We start from the raw sequence: 21,074 nt of genomic DNA, 5'->3' as shown, positions 1-21,074 counted from the left end.
CACCCTGGCGCGGAGCGTCGCGCGGAGGTAGCACCAGGGCATGAACCTCCCCGACGCCGGCTCCGAAGCCCTGGCCACCTTGCCGCCTCTGATCCCCATCCGGGAGGCGGCGCCCGATTCGCTGACGCTTGCCGAGCTGCTGTGGGGGCACGCTCCGGGTCACGCCTCGTTGGGCGGCGGAAACGTCGTGAGACGTGCGGCCCGGGTGGCGCTCCATGGGCCGGGGGAGGAGGCGGATACCCGGCTCGCAACGCTCGCCGCTCTCTTTGCCGACCCGTCCTACACCAGCGAACCCGTCGTCGCGGGGCGCCTGAAAGACGTCACCATCGAACTCACCTACGGCGTCACCCTGCTGCGCGATGGCGCGGCGGTCGAAGAGAGTGCGTTCGTCGCCCGTCTCCTGGATCCGGGGCTCTCGGTCCTCGGGGGTCTGCAGGACAGGGTCGCTGGGGATGCCGCTTTCGGCGCACCGCTGCTGCATGCCTTCCATCGGTCCGTTGGCGCTTACGGCCATTTCGTCTTCGATGCACTGGTCACGCTTGAAGCCTTCCTGCCGACGATCCGGCAGGGCCGCCTGTACGTCCTTGTGCCGCCCTATGTCCCGCGCTGGGCAGTGGCTGCCATGGGGACCCTGGGCATCCCCCAACAGGCTGTCCACATGCCGGACGGCGAGGCGATCCGCTGCACGGAGATCGTGATTCCGTCCTCGATCCGCAGTTGGACGAGCTTCCGGCCCGACCCTGCCCGGTGCCGTTCCCTACGCGACCACCTGCTCGCGCGCGTCGAACCCGGCGCAATGCGACGGCGGATCTACCTGTCGCGAGCCAACCAGACGAGCTATTCGCAGCGTACTATCGTCAACGAGGCCGAACTTGCCGCGATGCTGGCCGAGCGCGGCTTCGAGAGCCTGGAACCGGGTAACATGCCTTTCCCGGACCAGGTCCGCGCCTTCGCCGAGGCGCAGGTGATCGTCGGCGCGCATGGATCGGCTTTCGGCAATCTCGTCTTCGCGCGGCCGGGGGCGACGGTCATTGACCTCATGCCGGCGGATTGGATCGGATACTGGGCAGCGGACCCGCCGCCAGAACGATGGCTGCTCAACGTCACCTCCGCCATGGGGCTCGCCTACGAACTTGTGATGTGCCGGTCCCGCATGGAGCGCGTCCTGCCCGAGGACGACACGAGCGGACTGCAAAAGATGGGCATGGAGAGCGAGGTCGACCTCGGTCTGCTGCGGCAGGTGCTGGACGGGGTCGAGGAATCACAGCGCGCGCTTGCGCGTTCACGGCGAGAGGGGAGCGATATGGCTAACGTGGAGCCGATCAGAATGACCACGGCGCTCGATGCATTTTGCGATCCAAGACTGGAACCGATCTTCCGCCTGCCGGACCGGCGCGGGACGAACAGCGCTTGGTGGGGGCACGTACCCTTTGCAGCTTGGCTGGTCGGCGCCGCGCGCCCGCGCAGCATCGTCGAACTCGGCAGCTTCGCGGGCGTATCCTACTTCGCCTTCTGCCAGGCCGTGATCGCCGAAGGTGTCGATTGCCGATGCCACGCCGTGGACACCTGGCAGGGCGACGCCCATGCCGGGCAGTACGATGATTCCATCCACGACGACTTCAAGCGCCACCACGACGCAAACTATGCTGCCATATCGACGATGCACCGCTGCACCTTCGACGAAGCACTGGCCCGCTTCCCCAACGGTTCGGTGGACATCCTCCATATCGACGGGCTGCATACCTATGAGGCGGTCCGCCACGATTTCGAGTCCTGGCTTCCAAAGCTCTCCGACCGCGGCGTGGTCCTGTTTCATGATGCCAACGAGCGCATGGCCGACTTCGGAGTTTGGCGCTTCTGGGAGGAAGTCTCCGCGCGGTGGCCGGGATTCCTGTTCCTGCATTCCCACGGGCTTGGCGTACTGTGCGTCGGCGCCCAAGCCCCGGAGGCGGTGCGCGCGTTGTGCGGCGCCGACCCTGAGCGCATCCACCTATTGCGCGAGCGCTTTGGGACCATCGGCGACCGTTGGTACGCGCAGGCGCAGTGGGACGTGACACGGCAGGCGTTGGAGGCGCATCGTGCCGCGCTTGCACCGGAGCGCGCGGCGCGCGTGGCGGCCGAGCAACGCGCCGAAGCGATCGAGCGCAGCACGTCCTGGCGACTAACGGCGCCACTGCGCAGCTTGGGCAACTGCTTTCCCAGCGCCGCACGGCTCGGCCGGCGGGGCGCCAAGCTGCTCTGGTGGACGTTCACGCTGCAACTGCCGGCCCGGTTAGCTAAGCGAAGAGCAGCGCGAAGCAGTAACACGCGTGTCTAGATGTTTGATCCAAGGGTTTGATAGTGCAGTCTTTTCCCCGGTATGGAAGGACGCGCTATGGGCCAAGTTCTTCATGGGAGCGCCGCCAGGACCGAGGCGGTTCGTCGCGCGATCCAGCATAGTCAAGCGAGCCTAAGGGGACTGGCGCGGCACTATGGGGTGAACCCGAAGACGATCGCCAAATGGCGCAAGCGTATGTCGGTCGCCGACCTACCGACCGGCCCTCGGGACGCGCACTCCTCGACGCTCTCTGAAGTTGACCCGGTTTCGTGGACACCCCGAGGCTTGAGATGGAGGTGTCCGAGATGCCGAGATTCAGGGTGCCCACCCGCCGGAGTTCCGGCGGCAGATGGTGGAGCTGGTCCGATCGGGACGAACCCCGCAGGACCTTGCGCTGGAGTTCGAGCCGAACGCACAGTCGATCGCGCATTGGGTTCGCCAGGCGGACCGTGAGGCCGGAGCGAGCAAAGGCGGCGGGACGACCAGCGCCGAGCGCGAGGAGCTGAGCCGTTTTCGCCGTGAGAACCATCGCCTGCGCCAGGAGCGCGACATCCTGGCAAAGGCGGCGGCCTGGTTCGCGCGGGACAAGACCCCGTCCGGGTCTTCGAATTCATGAGCGCGCACCAGGCCGAATTCCCCATCCGCGTCATGGCCCGCGTGCTGCGGGTCTCGGCCTCCGGCTACTACGCTTGGCGCAGCCGGCCGGCCTCGGCGCACGCCCCGTCGGATGCCGCCGTGCTACGGCGGATCCCCACCATCCATGCCGGCTCGCATGGGACCTACGGCGCGCCGCGGGTGCATGCCGAACTGCAGGCCGAGGGCACGGCGGTCGCCCGCAAGCGCGTGGCGCGGCTGATGCGTCAGGCCGGGCTGCGCGGTGTGTCGCGGCGTCGCTTCCCAATCACGACGCTGCGCGAGCCAACGCATAGGCCGGCCAACGACCTCGTCGGCCGCGTCTTCACGGCGCCGGCGCCAAACCTGCTGTGGGTCGCCGACATCACCTATGTGCCGACCGCGGCAGGCTTCCTGTTCCCGGCCGTCGTCCTCGATGCCTGGTCGCGGCGCATCGTCGGCTGGGCGATGGCGAACGACCTGCGCACGCAGCTCGCCCTCGACGCCCTCGACATGGCCGTCACCACGAGGAAACCGGCCGATGTCGTGCATCATAGCGATCAGGGCAGCCAATACACGTCGCTGGCCTTCGGGATGCAATGCCGGGGAGCCGGCGTTCGCCCTAGCACGGGATCGGTCGGCGACGCCTACGATAACGCGCTGGCCGAGGCGTTCTTCGCCACGCTCGAGTGCGAGTTGCTCGACCGGCGCCGCTTCCGCTCCCAGGCCGAGGCCCGCGTGGCCGTGTTCCACTTCATCGAGCGCTTCTACAATCCGGCTAGGCGCCACTCGTCTCTCGGATACCTATCGCCCATCGAGTTCGAAGCGAGGAAGATGCTCATGAAGGAATGACCGCTACCCACAAAGCGTCCATGGAAGTGGGGCAACTTCAGGACGGGACTCTTGCTCCCGATCACGTAACGCCACCTGCGGTGGGCAGCTTCGGGATGATCCCTGCAGCATCCTAATCGCGCCGAGGCCGTTCTCGACCGCCCCAGTTACCTAAGGACGCCCCCCCAAAGCCGCTGGCGCGCGCTGTGCCGGCCGGGCACCTGACCGCCTGCACGGTTGGCAAACCCAGACCGGGGCCTGATCGAGTCGCGCAGACTGGTTGTCCGGGCGGACGGTATCGCACTGGCGGTGACGCGTGGCGCCTATGCGGTCATGTCGATCCTGACTGCAATAAGGGCTCGCGACAGGCGGGGGCTCGCCGTACCGCTCGCAACGCTGACCTGGCACCCGCCTCCGGCGTGCCCGGCCCTGAGCCATGTGCGGGTGCTTGTGGCAGCCGCCGGCACGTCGGTAGGCGCGGGCCGCGTACGCTGCCGCGTGACGCCGCTGGGAGAGTGATCCCCCGGGGATGGGCTCTGAAGTGGAGTCTGTTGTGGGGACCCGAGCGCAGAAGGCCAGCGAAGCCCCAGAATTGTTTGGGATATGGCGTCCCCTAGGGGATTCGAACCCCTGTTACCGCCGTGAGAGGGCGCCTTTTGAAACAATGAGGGACGACAAGAGACACATCTAAGTATATGTTTTCGCTAACTTCTAATTACCTTGATCCCCCACCGTCCCACATGGGATATCAGGTATGAAACAGGTGCGGAGCCGGCGGGGATGACCAGAAGGACGACGGCGGCGGGCAAGTTGGAAAGCAGGACGTCGCGGGCACGGCTGGCCGCACAGCGGAACCCCCACTGGATGCTGATCGCGCCTGAGACCCACCTCGGATACCGTCCGGCGGCGGTGAAGGGCCGCAACGGGACGTGGATCGCACGGCGCGCGGTCACACGGCCCGGCGAGCGAACCAAGTACAAGGAGCAGGCACTTGGCGCGGCGGACGACCACCCGGATTCCGTGGCCGATGGCACGGCTGTTCGGACCTACCACCAAGCGATGGCAGCGGCGCGGGAGTGGTCGCTTGGTCAGATGGCCGCGGATCGCGCATTGGCGGTTGGCGGAGCCGACGTCACGGTGAAGGATGCGATCGAGACCTACGTCGCCGCGCGCAAGCGACGTGCTGCGATCGCCGGGCAGGATGCGGAATGGCGCCTCACGCATCACGTCGTGGGCGCCCCCTTGGCAGGCGTGGCGATGCTGGCGCTTACCGAAACCGACCTCACCCGGTGGCGGCGCGGCCTCAAGCGGGGCGGCCGTGGCAAGCGTGATGATGTGCCGCTCGCACCCTCAACCCTCGCCCGTCTGTTGAACGATCTTCGCGCCGCCCTGACCGCGGCAGCCCGACGCGCCAAGGCGCCGAGTGACCTCCACACGATCATCCACGACGGCACGCGCCCGCCTGAGTCGCCGGAGAGGGCGCGGGAGATGCAGGTGCTACCGGACGCCGACGTGCGGAGATTGGTCGAGACTGCGGAAGCCCATGACCCCGACTTCGGCGCCCTGGTCACGGTGCTAGCCACCACGGGCGCGCGATTTGGTCAGGCCGCTCGCCTGACCGTCGCGGACCTGCAACCGGAGGCGCGGCGCGTCATGCTCCCCCCCAGTCGGAAGGGTCGCGGCAAGAAGCAGGTGCACCGGATCGCGGTCCCCTTGCCGGACGATGTGGTGGCGCGACTTCGAGCACTCGCCTCCGGCCGCGCAGGTCATGAGCCCCTGTTGATGCGGTGGCGCCACAAGCAGGTGCCCGGCCCGACGATCCGGTGGGAGAAGCAGGACCGCGTTGCCTGGTCCGATAGCGCCGACATGATGCGCGGATGGACGCTTGCGGTGGCGGCGGCGAAGCTGCCGAAGGGGCTGGTCCCCTACTGCCTTCGACATTCGTCCATCGTCCGCGGCCTGCGCGCGGGGCTTCCTATCAAGCTCGTGGCAAGCGTGCACGACACCAGCACGAGCATGATCGACGCACACTACGGCAAGTTTATCGTGGACGCGACCGAGGACCTACTTCGCCGCGCCTTGGTGCCGATGGCGAGCGCCAACGTGACTCATCTTCGACTGGCAGGCGCCGATCAACGATGAGCGTCAACGATATGTTGAGTAATGCTCCAGACAATGGAGCCCCTAGGCGAACAATATATTGAACGCTTTATGTTTTGTTGTTGACGCAGCGCCCCGTTGCGTCCACTATTATCCGTGCGAGCCTTGGAAACACGGAGGCGCGACGCTCGCAGGGTATCGGTTCTCGGGTGGGCCGATTCTGCCGCCGCCGGTAGCTTCGGCCCGGAACTCCCTCAACTGATTCCCTGAGGGTCTCTGCATGTCCAAAAGCCGCCCGGCTTCCCCGCCACCCCCTGGCGCGCGCTACGCCGACATCCCCGCCGTTCACGCAGGCTACGGCCTGTCCCGCAGCACAATTTACCGCCTCCTCGACCGCGAGGAGATCCGCGCCACGAAGATCGGCAAGCGCAGGCTGATCGACCTTCGCAGCCTCGACGAATACATGGCGGGGTGCGCGTCGTGAGGGCCGAGGAAGCGGAGGCGCCCGGCGAGCACTGACCCATGGCGCAGTTAATGCGCGATATCGCCGCGCTGCCCGTGTGGGTGGCGTGGCGCGAGGACACGACGCAACAGGGCCGCTCGGCGAAGGTTCCGTACCACGCCACTGCCGGTGAGCGCGCATCGGCGACCGACCCCGGCACCTGGGGCACGCGACCGCAGGCGGAGCACCGCGCGAGACCTGGCGGCAAACTGCTTCGCGGCGGTAGGAAGGGCGGCATCGGCCTCGTCCTGGGGCCTCTTCCGGCGCCGCATGATGTGTGGGTGCTGGGGTTCGATCTCGACAGTTCCCGCGATGCCACGACGGGGTGCCTCGAACCCTGGGCGCAGGATGTAGTGAATCTCATTCCGTCGCGGTGGGAAGTGAGCCCGTCGCAGACCGGGGTGAAGAGCGTCTTCACTGTGGCCGCCGCGGACATGCCGGCGATCCTCCAAGCGCTGGGTCTGGACGCAGGCAAGCAGCGCTACGGCCGTCAGTGGCGCCGCGGCAGGGAGACCCACGGCCCGGCGATCGAGCTGTACTGCCGCTACCGCTACTTCACCGTCACCGGCGCGCATGTCGCCGGCACGCCCGAGGACATAGGCGCGGTGCCGCTCGACGCTATTCTGCACGTCATCCGTGTCGCCGGTCCTGGCCTTGAAGGACCGCGCCAGACGGATCGCAGCCGCAGCGGGCGCGCGTTCGGCATCGCCTGCCGCATCCACCGCGATATGGGCAGTAGAGCGGATTTCGAGAAGGCGGTGGCCGAGGATGACGAGCTTGCCGCGTGGGCAGTTGACGCACGCGAGGTAGATCGCGCCTGGCGCAACTCCGAAGGACAGTTTGCACCGACCGAGGACGGTGTAGCGCTGGCGTTCGCCGCTTGGCACGCCGATGACCTGCGATACTGCCACGAGACAGGCGAGTGGCTGGTCTGGACCGGATCACGGTGGGCGTCCGAGAAGACACGCCTTGCGTTCGATTGGGCGCGTGGCGTGACGCGGGAGATCGGGGGAGACAAGAACGGCCGGGCGGCGTTCGTGAGCGGCGTAGAGCGGTTCGCGCAGGCCGATCGAAACTTCGCCACGACCGTCGCAGCGCTCGACAGAGATCCGTGGCTGCTGGGCACGCCTGGCGGCACCGTGGACCTGCGCACGGGCATCATGCGCGTTGCGCGGCAGGAAGACTTCATCACCAAGCACACCGCAGTCGAACCGCACGCGGCGGAAGGCTTCGACCCCGACCTATACTGCCCGGTCTGGATGGACACGCTGCGGCAGGTGACGCTGGACGACACGCCGCTGATCGACTTCCTGCAGCAGTGGTTCGGATACTCACTGAGCGGCGACACGCGGGAGCAGCGCTTCGTCTTCATCCACGGCGAGGGCGGCAACGGCAAGGGCATAATCGCGAACACGATCGGCGACGTCCTAGGCGACTACTGCACCAACATCGCGCCCGAGACCTTGACGGTTTCGAGCGGCGAGCGTCACTCGACAGACATTGCTCGACTTCGCGGCGCCCGCATGGCGCGGTCCTCAGAGACCGAGGAAGGCAAGCGCTGGGCCGAGAACCTAATCAAGGGCGTAACGGGTGGCGACGTGATGACCGCGCGTCTGATGCGTCAGGACAATTTCGAGTTCAAGCCGCAGTTCAAGTTGACCGTCATCGGCAACAACAAGCCGTCGCTGTCTAAGGTGGACGAGGCAATGCGTCGTCGCATCATCGTCATTCCCTTCCTGTACAAGCCTGAGAACCCGGACAGGACGCTAGCAGGGCGCCTCAGGGCGGAATGGCCCGGCATCCTGCGGTGGGTCATCGAAGGCTGCCTTGCGTGGCAGCGGCACGGCCTCATCGTGCCGCCCATCGCGACACAGGCGACGGAGACCTACTTCGTCGAACAGGATCGCGTTGCCCGGTGGATCGCCGAGTGCTGCGAGACCGGGCCAGACTTGAAGGACACGCGCGAAAGCCTGTTCGAGTCATGGCAGCAATTCGAGCGCGATGACGGCACGCGTCCGGCAGAGCGCACCGGGTTGGGCGAACTGATGACCAGCCTAGCGAAGCGCGGCTTCCCTGAGTGGCGGACGAAGGGCGCCAGGCGAGGACGGCGGGGGATAAGGGCGCACACATCAACGCATGCAGACCCTAACCCATGGGGTGACGGGGGTGACGGGTGATGACACCGATTCCCGTATGTTCGCTATACGCGCGCGCGCCCACATAAAGAGGACAACGCGAAAACGACGTCACCAGCCGTCACCCCGTCACCCCCTTGGGCAGTCCCTTCCCGGGTCAGTCCCGGTGCGGGAATGCGCTGAGCCCGGGCCACTCCCGGACTTGGATCGACCATCAATGGTGCCTTGAGGGCCCCCCAAATTCTGCTGACCCGGGCTCAGCGCCCTCCCCCGCGCCGCCAGGGCGTGGATGGGACCCGTTACCCTCTCCTCGACCGCGCACGTTGGGCGCTGGCTCGGGGTCGAAGGTTTGAATCCCTTTGCCCGCAGCGGTGGGAACCGGGATCCAACCTTCTATGGGCGTTGCTCGAAGAATGGCCTTGGCCAGGCCCGCCAGCGGGCTTCCGACGCCCTGATCAAGCAGGGCACGGCCACAGGCCGCACATCTGTTCCCGCCCGCACCGGCAAATGGGCCCGCTTGCGCCGCGCCGGCAGCGCCTGCCTGACCTACGGGTTTGTGGTGGACTGTCGAAGCATCATGGCCGCCGCCTTAGCTGCGATCATCATCGTCGTGGCATTCGTATTGGCCGAGACAATACGCGGCATGACAGAAGCATCGGCCACGCGCAGCCCGTCGACGCCGCGCAACCGCAGCTCCGGCGTCACGGGTGCTCCGTCGCCACCCATGCGACAGGTGCCGCACAGGTGATAGACGGTCGCCCCTTTCGCCCGCGCATAGGCTAGCAGGGCATCGTCGTCCTGCCGCGCCGGACCGGGCGCGGTCTCCGCCGCCGACCAGGGCGCGAGGGCGCGCGTGCCCAGAAACCGGCGCGCGACGCGCAGTCCGGTGATGGCCGCAGCGCGATCCTCGGCCGCCGCCAGGTAGTTTGGCTGGATGGCGGGCGCCTGGCGCGGGTCCGACTGCCTGGCACGCACGAAGCCACGGCTTTCGGGCCGGCATTGCCAGACGCCGATGGTCATACCCGGCACATCCTGCAACTGCCCCGTCACGCCTTCCTCCGAATATGAGGCGGGGGTGAACACGAACTGTAGATCGGGCTCCTCGAGCGTGTCGCGCGACCGCGCGAAGGCGCCGGCATGGGCCGGGCTATAAGCGAGCATGCCGCGACGCGTCAGCACCCAGCGCGCCATCTCCCACCACAGGCGCGGCGGACGCGCCTGTTCGTTGAGCGTGACCGGGCGGATCACGCGATGGACGACGCGCATGGCGTAATGGTCCTGCAGGTTCTCGCCGACGCCGGGATTGTCGGCGATGACCGGCAGGCCGAGCGCCCGCGACAGCGCGGCCGGGCCGAGGCCCGATACCTGAAGCAGATGTGGCGAGCCGATCGCGCCCGCGGCGAGCACGATCTCGCCCCTCGCATGCGCCGTCAGCGCGCGGCCGTCGCGCACGAAGGTGATGCCGGTGGCGCGGCCCGACGCCGTCTCGATGCGCAGCACCATCGCGCCTGTGACAATGCGCAGATTGGCGCGGCGACGGATAGGCGCGAGAAAGGCGCTCGCCGCGCTGAAGCGGCTGCCCCGACGGATGCTGCGCTGGTAGGTGAAGACGCCCTCCTGCGCCGCGCCATTGTAGTCCGGATTGCGCGCCAGCCCGCATTCGGCCCCGCCATCGAGGAAGGCGGCGACGATCGGATGCAGCGCGGGGATGTCCGAGACGTGCTGCGGCCCGCCGGCGCCGCGATGCGCGCTGTCGCGGTAGTCTTCGAGGCCGCGGCAATACGGTAGCACCTCCTCATGCGACCAGCCGCGGCAGCCCGCCTGCGCCCAGCCGTCGAAATCGCGGGCCGATCCGCGCACCCAGAGATGCCCATTGATTGCCGAGGAGCCGCCGAGCACCCGCCCGCGCGGCGTATGCATCGCCCGATCGTCCACGCCGGGGCCGGGTTCGGTGGTGAAGTTCCAGTTGAAGCGCGGATCGCGAAAGGTCTTGAGGAAGCCGGCCGGAACCTGGAGGTAAGGGTGGCGCGCCTCCCCGCCGGCCTCCAGCAGTAGGACGCGGCGGCGCAGATCGGTGGAGAGGCGGTTGGCCAGCACGCAGCCGGCGCTGCCAGCGCCGACGATGATGTGGTCCCAGTCGCCCTCGAAGCGCTCGGCGCTCACGCGGCGGCGGCAAGCGTCGGCGCGGCGCCGGCGACGCAGGTGCGTACCATGTGGCGGCGTTCCGTCGTCGTCGCGAAGGGGGTGGCGCGATGCAGCACGGCGCGATTGTCCCACATCACGAGGTCATGCGGCTGCCAGCGATGCGCGTATGTGAAGGCGGGCTGCGTCGCCAGCGCCATCAGCCGGTCGATCAGCAGGCGGGACTCAGCCTCGTCCATGCCCTCTATGCTGCGCGCATGGGCGCCGAGATACAGCGCCGGACCATGCGGATTCTCCTCCAGGACCACTGCCTGGCGCACCGGCGGGTGCTGGTTGCGTTCGGCCTCGCTGACCAGCGCGGCATCGACCCGCGAGCGTGACCAGCCGAAGTCATGGATGGCGACGCGGCCACGCAGCTCGTCCTGCTCGGCCGGGTCGAGCGAGGCGAAGGCCGCGCGCATGGAGGCGAATTCGGTGTCCCCGCCGGCAGAGGGGATCTCCCGCGCCGAAAGCAGCGACGCCCGTGCGGGCACCGGCTTGAATGATGAATCATGGTGCCAGAGTCGGTTCGCCTTGTTGTTCAGCACCTGATTGTCGGTGGGGGGCGTAATTGCGCCGTCCGAGCCGATATTGGACAGGATGATCACCGCGCTGCCCGCCCCGGGCGCGCCGGCGCGGGTACGTTCCAGCGGCCCGAAGCCCTCGCTGAAAGCGATCTGCGCCGCGTCGTCGATGCGCTGGTCGGGGAAGACCAGCACCGAAAAGCGATCGAGCGCATCGCGCAGCGTGGCCATCGTCGTGGCGTCCACGCCGCGGGCGATATCGATGCCCGTGATGCGGGCGCCGAGCACGGGGGTGAGCGGGGTTGTCTCAATCATTGGGGCGTTTCCTCCTGCTCCCACCTTGGCGCCGCGTCGCATTCGGGCGCCAGCCGGCATCTTCGCAAAACACTCTGCCGTCAGGCGGCAGGATCAGCGACGGCGAGCAGATGCGTGACGAAGGCAGCGATCTTGGCCGGAAGCCGATCGGCGCGGGCGTGCACGGCGTGGATCTCCGCCTGGTAGCGGCCGGGCCAGGCCGGCAGACCGGGCAGCAGCGGCGTCAGGCGACCGGTGGCGACATCCTCGCCGAGCATCCATTCGGGCAGCAGCACCAGGCCCATGCCGTCCAGCGCGGCCTGCCGCAGCGCCTCCCCGCTGTTGGAGCGGAACGGCCCGGAGACCGCGACCTCCTGCCGCGCGCCGTCGGCTGTGGTGAAGACCCAGATCGGCGCCTCATCGGCCTCGCGATAGGTCAGGCAGGGGTGGTGCAGCACGGCGTCGGGCGAGGCCGGAGCGCCGTGCCGGGCGGTGTAGCCTGGGCTGGCGCACAGGATGCGCCGGCCCGATGCCAGCCGGTGCCCGGTGAACGACTTTCCCGCCGGCACGCCGAGGCGGATCACCAAATCCACCCCATGCGCCGGCACCAGCCCGGTCTGCTCGGTCAGCTCCAGGTCAATCTCCACCCGCGGATGCGCGGCGCGGAATCCGGCGAGATGTGGCACCACATGGCGCAGCGCATAGGAGCGCCGCGCGACGATGCGCAACGTGCCGGTCGCTTCCTCGTGCATCTCACGCGCCTCGACCATGGCGGCGTCGAGGCTCTCGAGCAGGGGCATGATGCGGGCAGCCAGGCGACGCCCCGCCTCGGTCGGCGCGACATGGCGCGTCGTGCGGTCGAACAGCCGCAGCGCGAGGTCGTCCTCCAGTTCACGCAGCGCCCGCGATGCGGCCGTTGCCGACAGTCCGAGCGAGCGTCCCGCCGCGGCGATGCCGCCCCGATCGAGAGTGCGCAGGAAAAGCCGGAGCGCGGTCAGCTGGTCCATGAGGCAACGCTAGGGCGAGCGGGGCTGCGCCGGAAGCGGGGTTGATCGCGACGCGGGCCCGGGGTGTGCAGAGTGCCCAGCCATCCTGACGCCTTGGAGACGCCCTCTGATGATGCCTCCCATGCGGCGACGCGTGCCGAGCGCCGCGGACATACCTGCGCACGAGGTACCCTGCAGGATATTGTGGATAGGAGTTGTTGGCGGAGGGAGTGCGCCTGGGTTCGAACCGTCGCCACTCGCCGCGTATACGACGCGGCCTGCTGGAGGATGTGCGCATCGATACAGGCGGTCTCCAGGCTCGAGCCTTGGGAGAGCGAGACACCTACTCGTACTCAATCTCCACCTTGAGGACCCGCAGCGTGCCAGGGTGGAACGTCCCCTCGTAGCGTTCGCCTCGGTCGTTCGTGCCATGTACGCGGTAGCAGCCATCCTTGGTGCGGATACGGGTCACCCGCCACCCTTGGGCCTCGACCTGCTGCTGCAATGCGGCCCGCGGCTGCCAATCCGCCAGCGGTACGTTGCAACGCTGGTCCGCCATGGCCGCCCCGGTGCCAAGGGCGCAGAATGCGAGCGCGATCGCTGGAAGTAGTCGGGTCATGGCATCGCATCCTGTCAGTTGAACGATAGGATCACAAAGCCATGCCAACCTGACGGCAGACTGAATGCCCGGGCTTAATGGTTCAGCTTGCTGTCAGGCGCCGGCACTACGACCAGGAGCGGCCGGCGACGCGAAGGACCAACGGATGCGTGTTCTACTGATCGAGGACGACGCCATCCTGGGCGCCGCGGTGCGCGACCAGATCGCGGCCGACGGCCATACGGTGGATTGGGCGACGCGGCTGGACACGGCGCGGGACTGCGTCGGCACGGTGACCTACGAGCTCATCCTGCTCGACCTCATGCTGCCGGACGGCCGGGGGCTGGACTTCCTCAAGGCACGCCGCGCCGCGCGTGACGCCACGCCGGTGATTATCCTGACCGCACGCGACCAGATTTCTGATCGCATCGCCGGGCTGAACACCGGTGCAGACGACTACCTCGTCAAGCCGTTCGACCTGGCCGAGCTTTCGGCCCGCATCGGCGCCGTGGCGCGTCGGTATGCCGGAAATCCGAACCCGCAGGTCGAAATCGGCGACCTCACCATCGACCTAGCGCAACGGATGATCCAGCGGGCTGGGCACCCCATCACCCTGACGGCGCGCGAATGGGTGCTGTTCGAGGCCTTCGTGCAGCGCCCCCGCGCGCTGGTCACCAAGGCGCAGATGGAGGAGCGCCTCTATTCCTTCGGCGCCGAGGTCGAAAGCAACACCATCGAGGTCTATATCGGCCGGATCCGCAAGAAGCTCGGCCACGACATCATCGAGACGATCCGCGGCATGGGCTACCGGCTTGGCCAGCCGAAGCGTGCGGCATCCTAGTGGCGTGGCGTCCGCAGAGCCTGCAGCGTCGCCTCGGCCTTGGCCTCGCGCTGGGGATGATCCTGCTCTGGCTTGCGGGCAGCGTGGCGGCGGGGCTGATCCTGCGCAGTGAGATCGACGAAGTCTTCGACAGCGCGCTGCAGGAAGTCGCACAACGCGTCCTGCCCCTGGCCTACAGCGAGATCCTGAACAGCGATCCGCCGGCCGAGGGCGAGAGCCCCATCCAGCGATTGCCATCGGTACTGCCGCACCAGGAGCAGATCACTTACATCGTGCGTGACGGTGAAGGCCGCGTCCTGCTGCAATCCCATGACGCTGATCCGGCCGCGTTCCCGGTGCTGATGACGATAGGGTTTCAGGATCTGCGCGGCCTGCGCCTCTACACCGAGGCTGCCGTGCAGGGCACTTTGTTCGTCACCGCCGCCGAGCCAATCAGCCATCGCCGCCAAGCCGTCATCGAAGCGGTCGGCATGCTGCTGTGGCCGCTGGCGCTGCTGCTGCCGCTCAGCCAGATCGGTGTCTGGGCGCTGGTGCGCTTCGCGCTGCGGCCGGTTCAGGCCTTCGAGCGGGAAATTGAGGCGCGGGGCCGTGGTGACCTGTCGCCCGTTAACGCGACAGCGCTTCCGCGTGAACTTTCCCCTGTCGCGGGCTCGGTCAATCGGCTGATCGCGCGGCTGCGGCGCGCGCTGGAGGCGGAGCGTGGCTTCACCGCCAGCAGCGCCCATGAACTGCGCACGCCTGTCGCGGCGGCACTGGCGCAGACCCAGCGGCTGATCGCCGAAGTGCCGGACGGTGCCGCGCGCGAACGCGCCCGGACCGTGGAGGCAGCGCTTCGCCAATTGGCACGCCTTTCGGAGAAGCTGCTGCAGCTGGCCAAGGCCGAAGGTGCCGGACTGCTGGCCGAGACACCCCAGGATCTGGCGCAGGTCCTGGGCTTTGTCCTGGACGAGTTCAGGGGCGATCCGGACGCCGCTACGCGGCTCACCATCACGCTGCCCGTGAGCGGCGTTCTGCTGTCCCGCATGGACGCCGACGCCTTCGCCATCCTGGCCCGCAACCTCATCGAGAATGCGCTGAAGCATGGCGCTGCCGATCAGCCAGTAACTGTCGTGATGAGCGAAGATGGGCGACTGCGTGTGTCCAACGGCGGCGCCGTGGTCGAGCCGGAGACGATGGCCCGCCTCAAGCGGCCCTTCGAACGGGGCGAAAGCCGCACGAGCGGTTCTGGCCTCGGTCTTGCGATTGCGGAGGCCGTCGCCGCGGGAGCCGGCACCGAGCTGGAGCTGACCTCGCCCGTGCCGGGTCGCGCTTCCGGCTTCGAAGCCCGCGTCCAGCTACCGGGGCTCGTCGCGCCGCGCTGAACCGCCGATGAACGGGTCGCCCGTTCAGGTTCAGGCCAGCGTCAGATTGGACGTCCATCTCTCCCGCATCGCAATTCCTGCTGGAGAGATTCGATGAACAAGATCGTCGCCACACTCGGCCTCGCGGCCACGCTCGCCTTCCCGGCCCTGGCCTTCGCTCCGCCAGCCGAGGCGCGCAGTGTCACGCTCACGACGCAGCTGCGCCCCTATGGCGGCAATGGCGCCTACCTTGCGATCTATCTCGTGGATGCGCAGGGCCGCTTCCATTCCACGCTGCGCGTCGCGGGCGGCAAGGCCAAGTACTACACCCATCTGAGTGCGTGGGCACGTGGCAGGACCAGCGAGACCGCCCGCATCGACGGCATCACCGGCGCCAGCGTTGGCAGCGGCCAGACGCTTCGTGTCACCGTCGACATCGCCGATGCCTTGATCGATGCCGGCTACCAGATCCGCGTCGATACCGCGGTCGAGGACGGGCGTGACCACCCTGGTGAGATCACCGCGCCACTGACGACGGCGGCCAATGGCCGCCCCGTTTCGGGCCGCGGCTATGTCGCGTCCTTCAAGTTCGACATGTGACGACGACGCCGGATCGCTGACATGCTTCGCCGCCTCCATTCCCTGCCGGGCCTCTTCGCCGCGTTGCTTATCGCGGCGCTGGCGTTGACGGGCGCTTTCCTCGCCTTCGACTCGATTGTCGATCGCAGCGGCTCCACCATTCCTGCAGCCGGTCAGGTCAGCGTGGCCGCCATCGCCGAGGCCGTGCAAGCGCGGCATCCGGAAGTGGAGCGGATCGTCAGGACAGCCTCCGGCTCGGTCATCGCCTACTACTTCGAGGCGGATATGCCGGGCGCGGAGCTGGTCGACCCCCTCACCGGCCAGGCGAAAGGGCCGTATGAGCCCTCGAACCTAAGCCGGACCATCACCAATTTGCATCGCTCCTTCCTGATGGGCGACGCAGGGCGCGTGGCGGCGGGACTGGGGGCGGCAGCGATGCTGGTGCTGTGCGTCTCGGGTGCCTTGCTCCTGGCAGCGCGACTTGGCGGCTGGGCGGTGATCCTGCGGCCCAGCCGAGGCACACTCTCCCAGCGGCTGCATTGCGAGCTCGGACGCTTCGCGGTGATCGGCCTCACGCTGTCGGCGTTGACCGGCTGCTGGATGTCGCTTGCGACCTTCGGCGTGCTGCCTGATGGCGCGGCGACCGAGGTCGCGGCGCTCGTGCAACCGAGCGGTGCCGCGCGGCTTCCGCCGGGGCAGTTGGTGGCGCTGCAAGCGGTGGATCTGTCTGCCCTGCGCGAGCTCACCTTTCCTTATGGCGACGACCTGACCGACCCCTATACGCTGACCGCGGCGCAGGGCATCGCCCATGTGGATGCCGCGACCGGGCAGGTGCTGGACTTCACGCCGAACGGCCTGGTGCGGCAGGTGCACGAGACCATCGTCATGCTGCATACCGGCCGCAGCGTCTGGCCGCTGGCGTTGCTGCTCGGCCTGGCTGCGCTCACCGCGCCCGTTCTGGCTGGCGCCGGTGGCGTGATCTGGTGGCGCCGGCGCGCTGCCCTGCCGAAGATCCGGCAGAATGTCGGCGCACAATCCGCCGACACGATTATCCTCGTCGGCAGCGAGGGCAACAGCACCTGGGGCTTCGCCGTCACCCTACACGCGGCACTGACCAAGGCCGGGCATCGTGTGCATGCCGCGCCGATGAACAGCTTGGCGCCGCGCTATGCCCAGGCGAAGCGCCTGCTGATCCTGACCGCGACCTATGGCGAGGGGGATGCGCCGGACTCCGCGAAGCTGTTCCTCCAACGGCTGGAACGGGCCAGTGGCGCTCTTCCCGTGGCAGTGCTCGGCTTCGGTGATCGAAGCTTTCCCAAGTTCTGCGGCTTTGCTGAACAGGTGACCGAAGCGCTCAGTGCGAAAGGCTTGCCCGTGCTGCTCGAAGCTTGGACGGTAGACCGGCAATCGGCACAGACCTTCGCCGCTTGGGGCATTGTGCTGGGTGAGGCGATCGGCACCAAGCTCGAACTGGCCCATGACGCCGCGCGCCCGAAGACCACGGCGCTGGAACTCTCCAGCCGCGTCGAATACGGCGCGGAATCACAGACACCCACCGCCATCCTGAGCTTTGCACTGCCTGCCGGCGGTGGCTTCTGGCGGCGCCGAAGCCTGCCGCGCTTCGAGGCTGGCGACTTAGTCGGCATCCTGGCATCCGGCACCGACCTGCCGCGCTTCTACTCGCTCGCTTCAGCCTCGACCGATGGCGTGCTGGAGATATGCGTGCGCAAGCAGGCGGGCGGCCTGTGCTCCGGCTTCCTGCATCACTCGCCGATCGGCGGTCGGATCGAGGCCTTCATCCGACCCAATCCTGCCTTCCGCCCGAGCCGTGGCAAGGCGCCCGTGATCCTCATCGGGGCCGGCACCGGGATTGGCCCGCTGGCAGGCTTCATCCGCCACAACACCAGGCACCGGCCGATGCACCTCTACTGGGGTGGTCGCAATCCCGGCTCAGATTTTCTCTATGGGTCGGAGTTGGGCCAATACGTGGAGGATGGGCGCCTTGCACGGCTGAACACCGCCTTCTCCCGCGTGCCGGGCGGCGGGTACGTGCAGGACCGGCTGGCCGCCGATGCCGCGGCGCTGCGCGACCTGGTGCAGCACGGCGCGCAGGTGCTGGTCTGCGGCGGGCGCGACATGGCGGGCGGCGTCGCACGCGCTTTCGAAGCGATCCTGCACCCACTGGGCCTCGACCTCGCAACGCTGAAATCGGAGGGCCGCTACCGTGAAGACGTCTATTGAGGCGGCGCCGTTGGTGCGCCACGCGCTCAACGGCCCGACCATGGGCACACGCTACGCTGCGGTGCTCTTCGCGCCTGAAGGCATGGCGACCGACCCACTGGCGGCGGCGCTGTTCGACGCCGTGGATCACGTGGACCGGCAGATGTCCACATGGAAGCCCGACTCCGACCTCAGCCGCCTAAATGCGGCGCCGGTTGGCGAATGGGTCGCGATCCCGCGCGAACTGCTGACCGTGCTGGCCGAGGCGCTGAAGATCGGCCGGGCCACGAACGGCGCCTTCGATATTGGCGTTGGCGCGCTGGTATCGGCCTGGGGCTTCGGTCCCGGGCCCCGACAGCCGGACCAGAGCCTCATCGCGGCTGCGTCCGCACTGCCGCGTGCCGCCACGACAGAGGCCTTGCAGTTGGACGTCACCGCGTCCTGCGCGCGTAAGGTGGCTCCGCTCACCCTTGATCTCTCGGGCATTGCCAAGGGCTTCGGTGTGGATGAGATGGCGCGCGTCATGGACGCGTCAGGGATTCGCTCCTGGCTCGTCGGCATCGATGGCGAGATGCGGGCGCGGGGCGTGAAGTCGGATGGCACGGCCTGGGCCGTGGCGCATGAGCGTCCGGACCGGCACAGCCGCGAAGCGATGGGCGTGATCGAGCTGACGGACATGGCCGTTGCGACGTCCGGCAATTATCGGCACTGGCGAGAGGCGGACGGCACGGTGGTGTCGCACACCATGGATCCGGCGGCACGCGCGCCCCTCACGGACGGCATCGCCTCGGCCTCGGTGCTGGCGCCGAGCTGCATGGCGGCCGATGCCTGGGCGACCGCGGTCATGGTGTTGGGTGCGCAGGCGGGCCAGGCGCTGATTCGCAAGGCGGGGTTGGACGCCATCCTCGTGGGCGAGGATGGCGCCGTCACCTCCACGCTGTGAGACTCAGGCGGCGCGTTGCCGCCGCGCCACCAGCCCGATGCCAAGCAGCACCAGGCAGGCGCCGCCAATGGCCCACAGCGTGCCATCCGGCACGTAGTAGGTGGTGTAGACCTCCCACCCCATTGCGCGCAGCGCCTGGGAGGCCGCGGTCGGTGTGCCGGTCAAATGCCCGCCGAGCGTGCCGGTGATGGTCAGCAACAAGCTGCCGAGCAGCGCCAGGCCGACCATCACCCAACGCGACGGCCCCTCCCACACCGCTTCGCCCGCGCGCCAGCGGACCGCCAGCAGCAGCGCCCAATAGGCCAGTGTCCAGCTGGCGGAGAGTATGTGGTTCCGCCCGAGCGGCGAGGTGGAGATGGCATCGAAGGGCCACACCAGCATGCCGATGCCGAAGGCCACCGCGCTGGAGACGACGCCGATCGCGAGCAGCGGCACAAGCGCGTGATCCACCGCCAGCGCGAGCCGTCCTGTGGAGACCGCACGCAGCAGGATCGCGAGCATCGCGACCGTCAGCAGCGCAATCGGGAAATGGACGATCAGGATGTGATAGGCGGCCATGATCAGGCGCTCCTTCCGCGGCCGATGGTGCTGGTCAGGGCGAAGCCGAAGGCGGCGATCAGCGCCACGCCCGCGGCAAGCGTCAACAGCCACTGGTGTCGGATCGCCTCGCGGAATTCCATCTCGACACCGTAATGCGCAAGCTGATCCTCGCTGTGCCGGAAACGCACCGGCACGCCGGCGCGCACCCGGTCGGCACCGGGGTGGCGCTCGCTGATGATCAGCGGCCAGTTCACTTGGCCCGGGTAGAACAGCGTGACGGCGTTGGCCGGCTGTTGCCAGCCGGGCGCCTCGCCCTCGAAGCGCGTGGCGACGATGTCGGCCTCCCGCCCCAGACCGACGCTGAAGGGCAGGGAGACGTAGTGCCAGCGCCCGCCGGTCGCCTGGCGATGGATCGCGAAAGCCGCCTGGTAGACGCCACCATCGCGCAGGATCTTGTCCTCCTGCGGCTGGCCCGTGTCCATGCGCCGGCGCAGCGTGACGTCCCAAAAGCCATCCGCCCAGCGCGCGCGCCCGGCCACCGCTATGTCGGCGCGCGAGGCCTGCGGGGCGCGCAGGATGCGCCGCGGCAGCGTATCGCCCTCCTGCCAGGCCAGCGACGGGTCGAACGGGGCCGAGAGGTCCGGCCGCAGCGCGTTCACGTCATCCTGCCCGACGCGGCCTTGCACCACATCATCCCAGCGCAGTGCCGTGCGGCCGGCGCGGGCCGGGTCGAACATCAGCTGCGGACGACGGTTCGCACCATCCCAGTTGGTGGCGTAGGCACCGCGCCCGGCATCGCTGAGCCGGCCGGCGGTGATGAACTGGTCATCCGCCACGCCCATCGGGTTCGAGCGCGCGGCGCGCCAGTGCCAGAGGTCCAGGAAGTATCCCGCCGCCTGCAGGCGGCGCTGCTCTGCCTCCGGCACAACCGAGGACCAGTCCTGCGCGTTGCTGCGCGTCGCGGGCAGGTATTTCGTGGCCTCGTCCAGCCCGAGACGGCGACCGAGTTCCGGATGCGCCGCGATCTCGCGCCCGCTGGCCTCGACCGTGAAGCCCGCGAGCCTGTCGCCGATCGCGAAATAGCCGCCATAACGGCCGAATTCCGGCACGCTGCCGTCATCGAGCATCATCGAGACGCGGTCTTCATGCAGCCCATCGGGGTTTGAGCCCGGCGCGGCGCCGCCGCGCACCTGCCAGGCCGTGCCATCGAAGCGCAGCATGTCGTGGAAGATGCCGGCATTCGGCGCGGGCCAACGATAGCGGAACCACACATCCGTGCCGTTGTGCGCGACCTGGACGGTCAGCGGGACAGTCAGCGCCTGCGGAATGCTGATATGTCGCGATGGATCGTCGCGCACGACACCGCTGCCATGCGTCCACCATGACAGGCCAAGCGCGCCACCGAAGACGACCAGACCAGAGACAAGGCCAATGCGCCGCATGGGCAGTTCCCCCCAACACAACGGCTCTGCGCCGTATGGCTAGACCTCCGTGGACCCGAAAGCGCGCAATGTCGTTGATCTGAAGCAAC

General features: G+C 68.2%; 16 protein-coding genes, 1 tRNA gene and 1 pseudogene. 11 read left to right on the top strand and 7 right to left on the bottom strand.

Annotated elements, in window-relative coordinates; translation table 11 throughout:
• Nucleotides 1-40 precede the first annotated feature (40 nt).
• The 3 genes and pseudogenes from MWM08_RS08410 (at nt 41) to MWM08_RS08400 (ending at nt 3,781) form a co-directional block, all read left to right on the top strand.
• The gene (locus tag MWM08_RS08410) at nt 41-2,317 is read left to right on the top strand and encodes a class I SAM-dependent methyltransferase (RefSeq protein WP_244458995.1); all 2,277 of its coding nucleotides are present in this window, start codon (nt 41-43) and stop codon (nt 2,315-2,317) included.
• A gap of 57 nt (nt 2,318-2,374) precedes the next feature.
• Nucleotides 2,375-2,569, top strand: a pseudogene (locus tag MWM08_RS08405) (IS481 family transposase); the annotation flags it as partial.
• 97 nt (nt 2,570-2,666) lie between these two features.
• A protein-coding gene (locus tag MWM08_RS08400) for an IS3 family transposase (protein ID WP_244458994.1) occupies nt 2,667-3,781 on the top strand; the annotation gives its coding sequence in 2 pieces (ribosomal slippage) (nt 2,667-2,883 and nt 2,883-3,781; 1,116 coding nt in all).
• 583 nt (nt 3,782-4,364) lie between these two features.
• On the opposite strand, the gene MWM08_RS08395 is transcribed toward MWM08_RS08400, so the two are convergent.
• A tRNA-OTHER gene (locus MWM08_RS08395) sits at nt 4,365-4,433 on the bottom strand.
• Between the two features lie 191 nt (nt 4,434-4,624).
• Here MWM08_RS08395 and MWM08_RS08390 point away from each other — a divergent pair.
• From MWM08_RS08390 to MWM08_RS08380, 3 genes are all read left to right on the top strand, one after another.
• A complete protein-coding gene (locus MWM08_RS08390) occupies nt 4,625-5,902 on the top strand; it encodes a tyrosine-type recombinase/integrase (RefSeq protein WP_244458993.1) in 1,278 nt (425 codons plus the stop codon).
• Between the two features lie 238 nt (nt 5,903-6,140).
• Nucleotides 6,141-6,344 (top strand): helix-turn-helix domain-containing protein, encoded by a 204-nt coding sequence (locus tag MWM08_RS08385; RefSeq protein ID WP_244458992.1) that lies wholly within the window; start codon nt 6,141-6,143, stop codon nt 6,342-6,344.
• A 50-nt stretch (nt 6,345-6,394) separates the two neighbouring features.
• Entirely contained in the window at nt 6,395-8,539 is a 2,145-nt protein-coding gene (locus MWM08_RS08380; protein ID WP_244458991.1) for a phage/plasmid primase, P4 family, read from the top strand.
• A gap of 504 nt (nt 8,540-9,043) precedes the next feature.
• On the opposite strand, the gene MWM08_RS08375 is transcribed toward MWM08_RS08380, so the two are convergent.
• The 4 genes from MWM08_RS08375 to MWM08_RS08360 form a co-directional block, all read right to left on the bottom strand.
• Nucleotides 9,044-10,660: a GMC family oxidoreductase gene (locus tag MWM08_RS08375; protein WP_244458990.1), complete on the bottom strand. Its 1,617-nt coding sequence runs from the start codon at nt 10,658-10,660 to the stop codon at nt 9,044-9,046.
• Nucleotides 10,657-11,517, bottom strand: a complete 861-nt coding sequence (locus tag MWM08_RS08370; RefSeq protein ID WP_244458989.1) for a TauD/TfdA dioxygenase family protein — start codon at nt 11,515-11,517, stop codon at nt 10,657-10,659. Before MWM08_RS08370 ends, MWM08_RS08375 begins: the two co-directional genes overlap by 4 nt.
• Before the next feature lie 80 nt (nt 11,518-11,597).
• Nucleotides 11,598-12,503 (bottom strand): LysR family transcriptional regulator, encoded by a 906-nt coding sequence (locus MWM08_RS08365; protein WP_244458988.1) that lies wholly within the window; start codon nt 12,501-12,503, stop codon nt 11,598-11,600.
• 322 nt (nt 12,504-12,825) lie between these two features.
• Entirely contained in the window at nt 12,826-13,101 is a 276-nt protein-coding gene (locus MWM08_RS08360) for a PepSY domain-containing protein (RefSeq protein WP_244458987.1), read from the bottom strand.
• Between the two features lie 145 nt (nt 13,102-13,246).
• Here MWM08_RS08360 and MWM08_RS08355 point away from each other — a divergent pair, with 145 nt between their 5' ends.
• The 5 genes from MWM08_RS08355 (at nt 13,247) to MWM08_RS08335 (ending at nt 19,003) form a co-directional block, all read left to right on the top strand.
• On the top strand, nt 13,247-13,921 hold the full coding sequence (locus tag MWM08_RS08355; RefSeq protein ID WP_244458986.1) for a response regulator transcription factor: 675 nt from the start codon (nt 13,247-13,249) through the stop codon (nt 13,919-13,921).
• Nucleotides 13,922-13,977: 56 nt separating this feature from the next.
• Nucleotides 13,978-15,282 carry a sensor histidine kinase gene (locus MWM08_RS08350; RefSeq protein ID WP_244458985.1) on the top strand — a complete coding sequence of 435 codons (1,305 nt, stop codon included), beginning with the start codon at nt 13,978-13,980 and terminating at the stop codon, nt 15,280-15,282.
• Between the two features lie 93 nt (nt 15,283-15,375).
• Complete coding sequence (locus MWM08_RS08345) at nt 15,376-15,861, top strand: DUF2271 domain-containing protein (RefSeq protein WP_244458984.1); 486 nt, start codon at nt 15,376-15,378, stop codon at nt 15,859-15,861.
• Between the two features lie 21 nt (nt 15,862-15,882).
• On the top strand, nt 15,883-18,081 hold the full coding sequence (locus tag MWM08_RS08340) for a PepSY domain-containing protein (protein ID WP_244458983.1): 2,199 nt from the start codon (nt 15,883-15,885) through the stop codon (nt 18,079-18,081).
• 13 nt (nt 18,082-18,094) lie between these two features.
• Complete coding sequence (locus MWM08_RS08335; RefSeq protein WP_244458982.1) at nt 18,095-19,003, top strand: FAD:protein FMN transferase; 909 nt, start codon at nt 18,095-18,097, stop codon at nt 19,001-19,003.
• A 3-nt stretch (nt 19,004-19,006) separates the two neighbouring features.
• Here the strand turns inward: MWM08_RS08335 and MWM08_RS08330 are convergent, their stop codons facing one another.
• Together MWM08_RS08330 and MWM08_RS08325 are read right to left on the bottom strand one after the other, a co-directional pair.
• Nucleotides 19,007-19,561, bottom strand: coding sequence for a DUF2231 domain-containing protein (locus MWM08_RS08330; protein ID WP_244458981.1), 555 nt, complete (start codon nt 19,559-19,561; stop codon nt 19,007-19,009).
• Nucleotides 19,562-19,563: 2 nt separating this feature from the next.
• Nucleotides 19,564-20,985, bottom strand: coding sequence for an ethylbenzene dehydrogenase-related protein (locus MWM08_RS08325; protein WP_244458980.1), 1,422 nt, complete (start codon nt 20,983-20,985; stop codon nt 19,564-19,566).
• Nucleotides 20,986-21,074: the final 89 nt, after the last annotated feature.

The sequence above is a fragment of the Roseomonas fluvialis genome, assembly GCF_022846615.1.
Lineage (GTDB): Bacteria > Pseudomonadota > Alphaproteobacteria > Acetobacterales > Acetobacteraceae > Neoroseomonas > Neoroseomonas fluvialis.
The sequence above is the reverse complement of the archived record's forward strand: the minus strand, read 5'-3'. Positions and strand labels throughout refer to the sequence as shown.

Excerpts from the sequence above, each read along its gene's own strand:
- MWM08_RS08350 (WP_244458985.1), top strand. The coding sequence starts at position 13,978 with ATGATCCTGCTCTGGCTTGCGGGCAGCGTGGCGGCGGGGCTGATCCTG.
- MWM08_RS08390 (WP_244458993.1), top strand. The coding sequence starts at position 4,625 with ATGCTGATCGCGCCTGAGACCCACCTCGGATACCGTCCGGCGGCGGTG.
- MWM08_RS08325 (WP_244458980.1), bottom strand. The coding sequence starts at position 20,985 with ATGCGGCGCATTGGCCTTGTCTCTGGTCTGGTCGTCTTCGGTGGCGCG.
- MWM08_RS08365 (WP_244458988.1), bottom strand. The coding sequence starts at position 12,503 with ATGGACCAGCTGACCGCGCTCCGGCTTTTCCTGCGCACTCTCGATCGG.
- MWM08_RS08370 (WP_244458989.1), bottom strand. The coding sequence starts at position 11,517 with ATGATTGAGACAACCCCGCTCACCCCCGTGCTCGGCGCCCGCATCACG.
- MWM08_RS08330 (WP_244458981.1), bottom strand. The coding sequence starts at position 19,561 with ATGGCCGCCTATCACATCCTGATCGTCCATTTCCCGATTGCGCTGCTG.
- MWM08_RS08380 (WP_244458991.1), top strand. The coding sequence starts at position 6,395 with ATGCGCGATATCGCCGCGCTGCCCGTGTGGGTGGCGTGGCGCGAGGAC.
- MWM08_RS08385 (WP_244458992.1), top strand. The coding sequence starts at position 6,141 with ATGTCCAAAAGCCGCCCGGCTTCCCCGCCACCCCCTGGCGCGCGCTAC.
- MWM08_RS08360 (WP_244458987.1), bottom strand. The coding sequence starts at position 13,101 with ATGACCCGACTACTTCCAGCGATCGCGCTCGCATTCTGCGCCCTTGGC.
- MWM08_RS08410 (WP_244458995.1), top strand. The coding sequence starts at position 41 with ATGAACCTCCCCGACGCCGGCTCCGAAGCCCTGGCCACCTTGCCGCCT.
- MWM08_RS08340 (WP_244458983.1), top strand. The coding sequence starts at position 15,883 with ATGCTTCGCCGCCTCCATTCCCTGCCGGGCCTCTTCGCCGCGTTGCTT.
- MWM08_RS08355 (WP_244458986.1), top strand. The coding sequence starts at position 13,247 with ATGCGTGTTCTACTGATCGAGGACGACGCCATCCTGGGCGCCGCGGTG.
- MWM08_RS08345 (WP_244458984.1), top strand. The coding sequence starts at position 15,376 with ATGAACAAGATCGTCGCCACACTCGGCCTCGCGGCCACGCTCGCCTTC.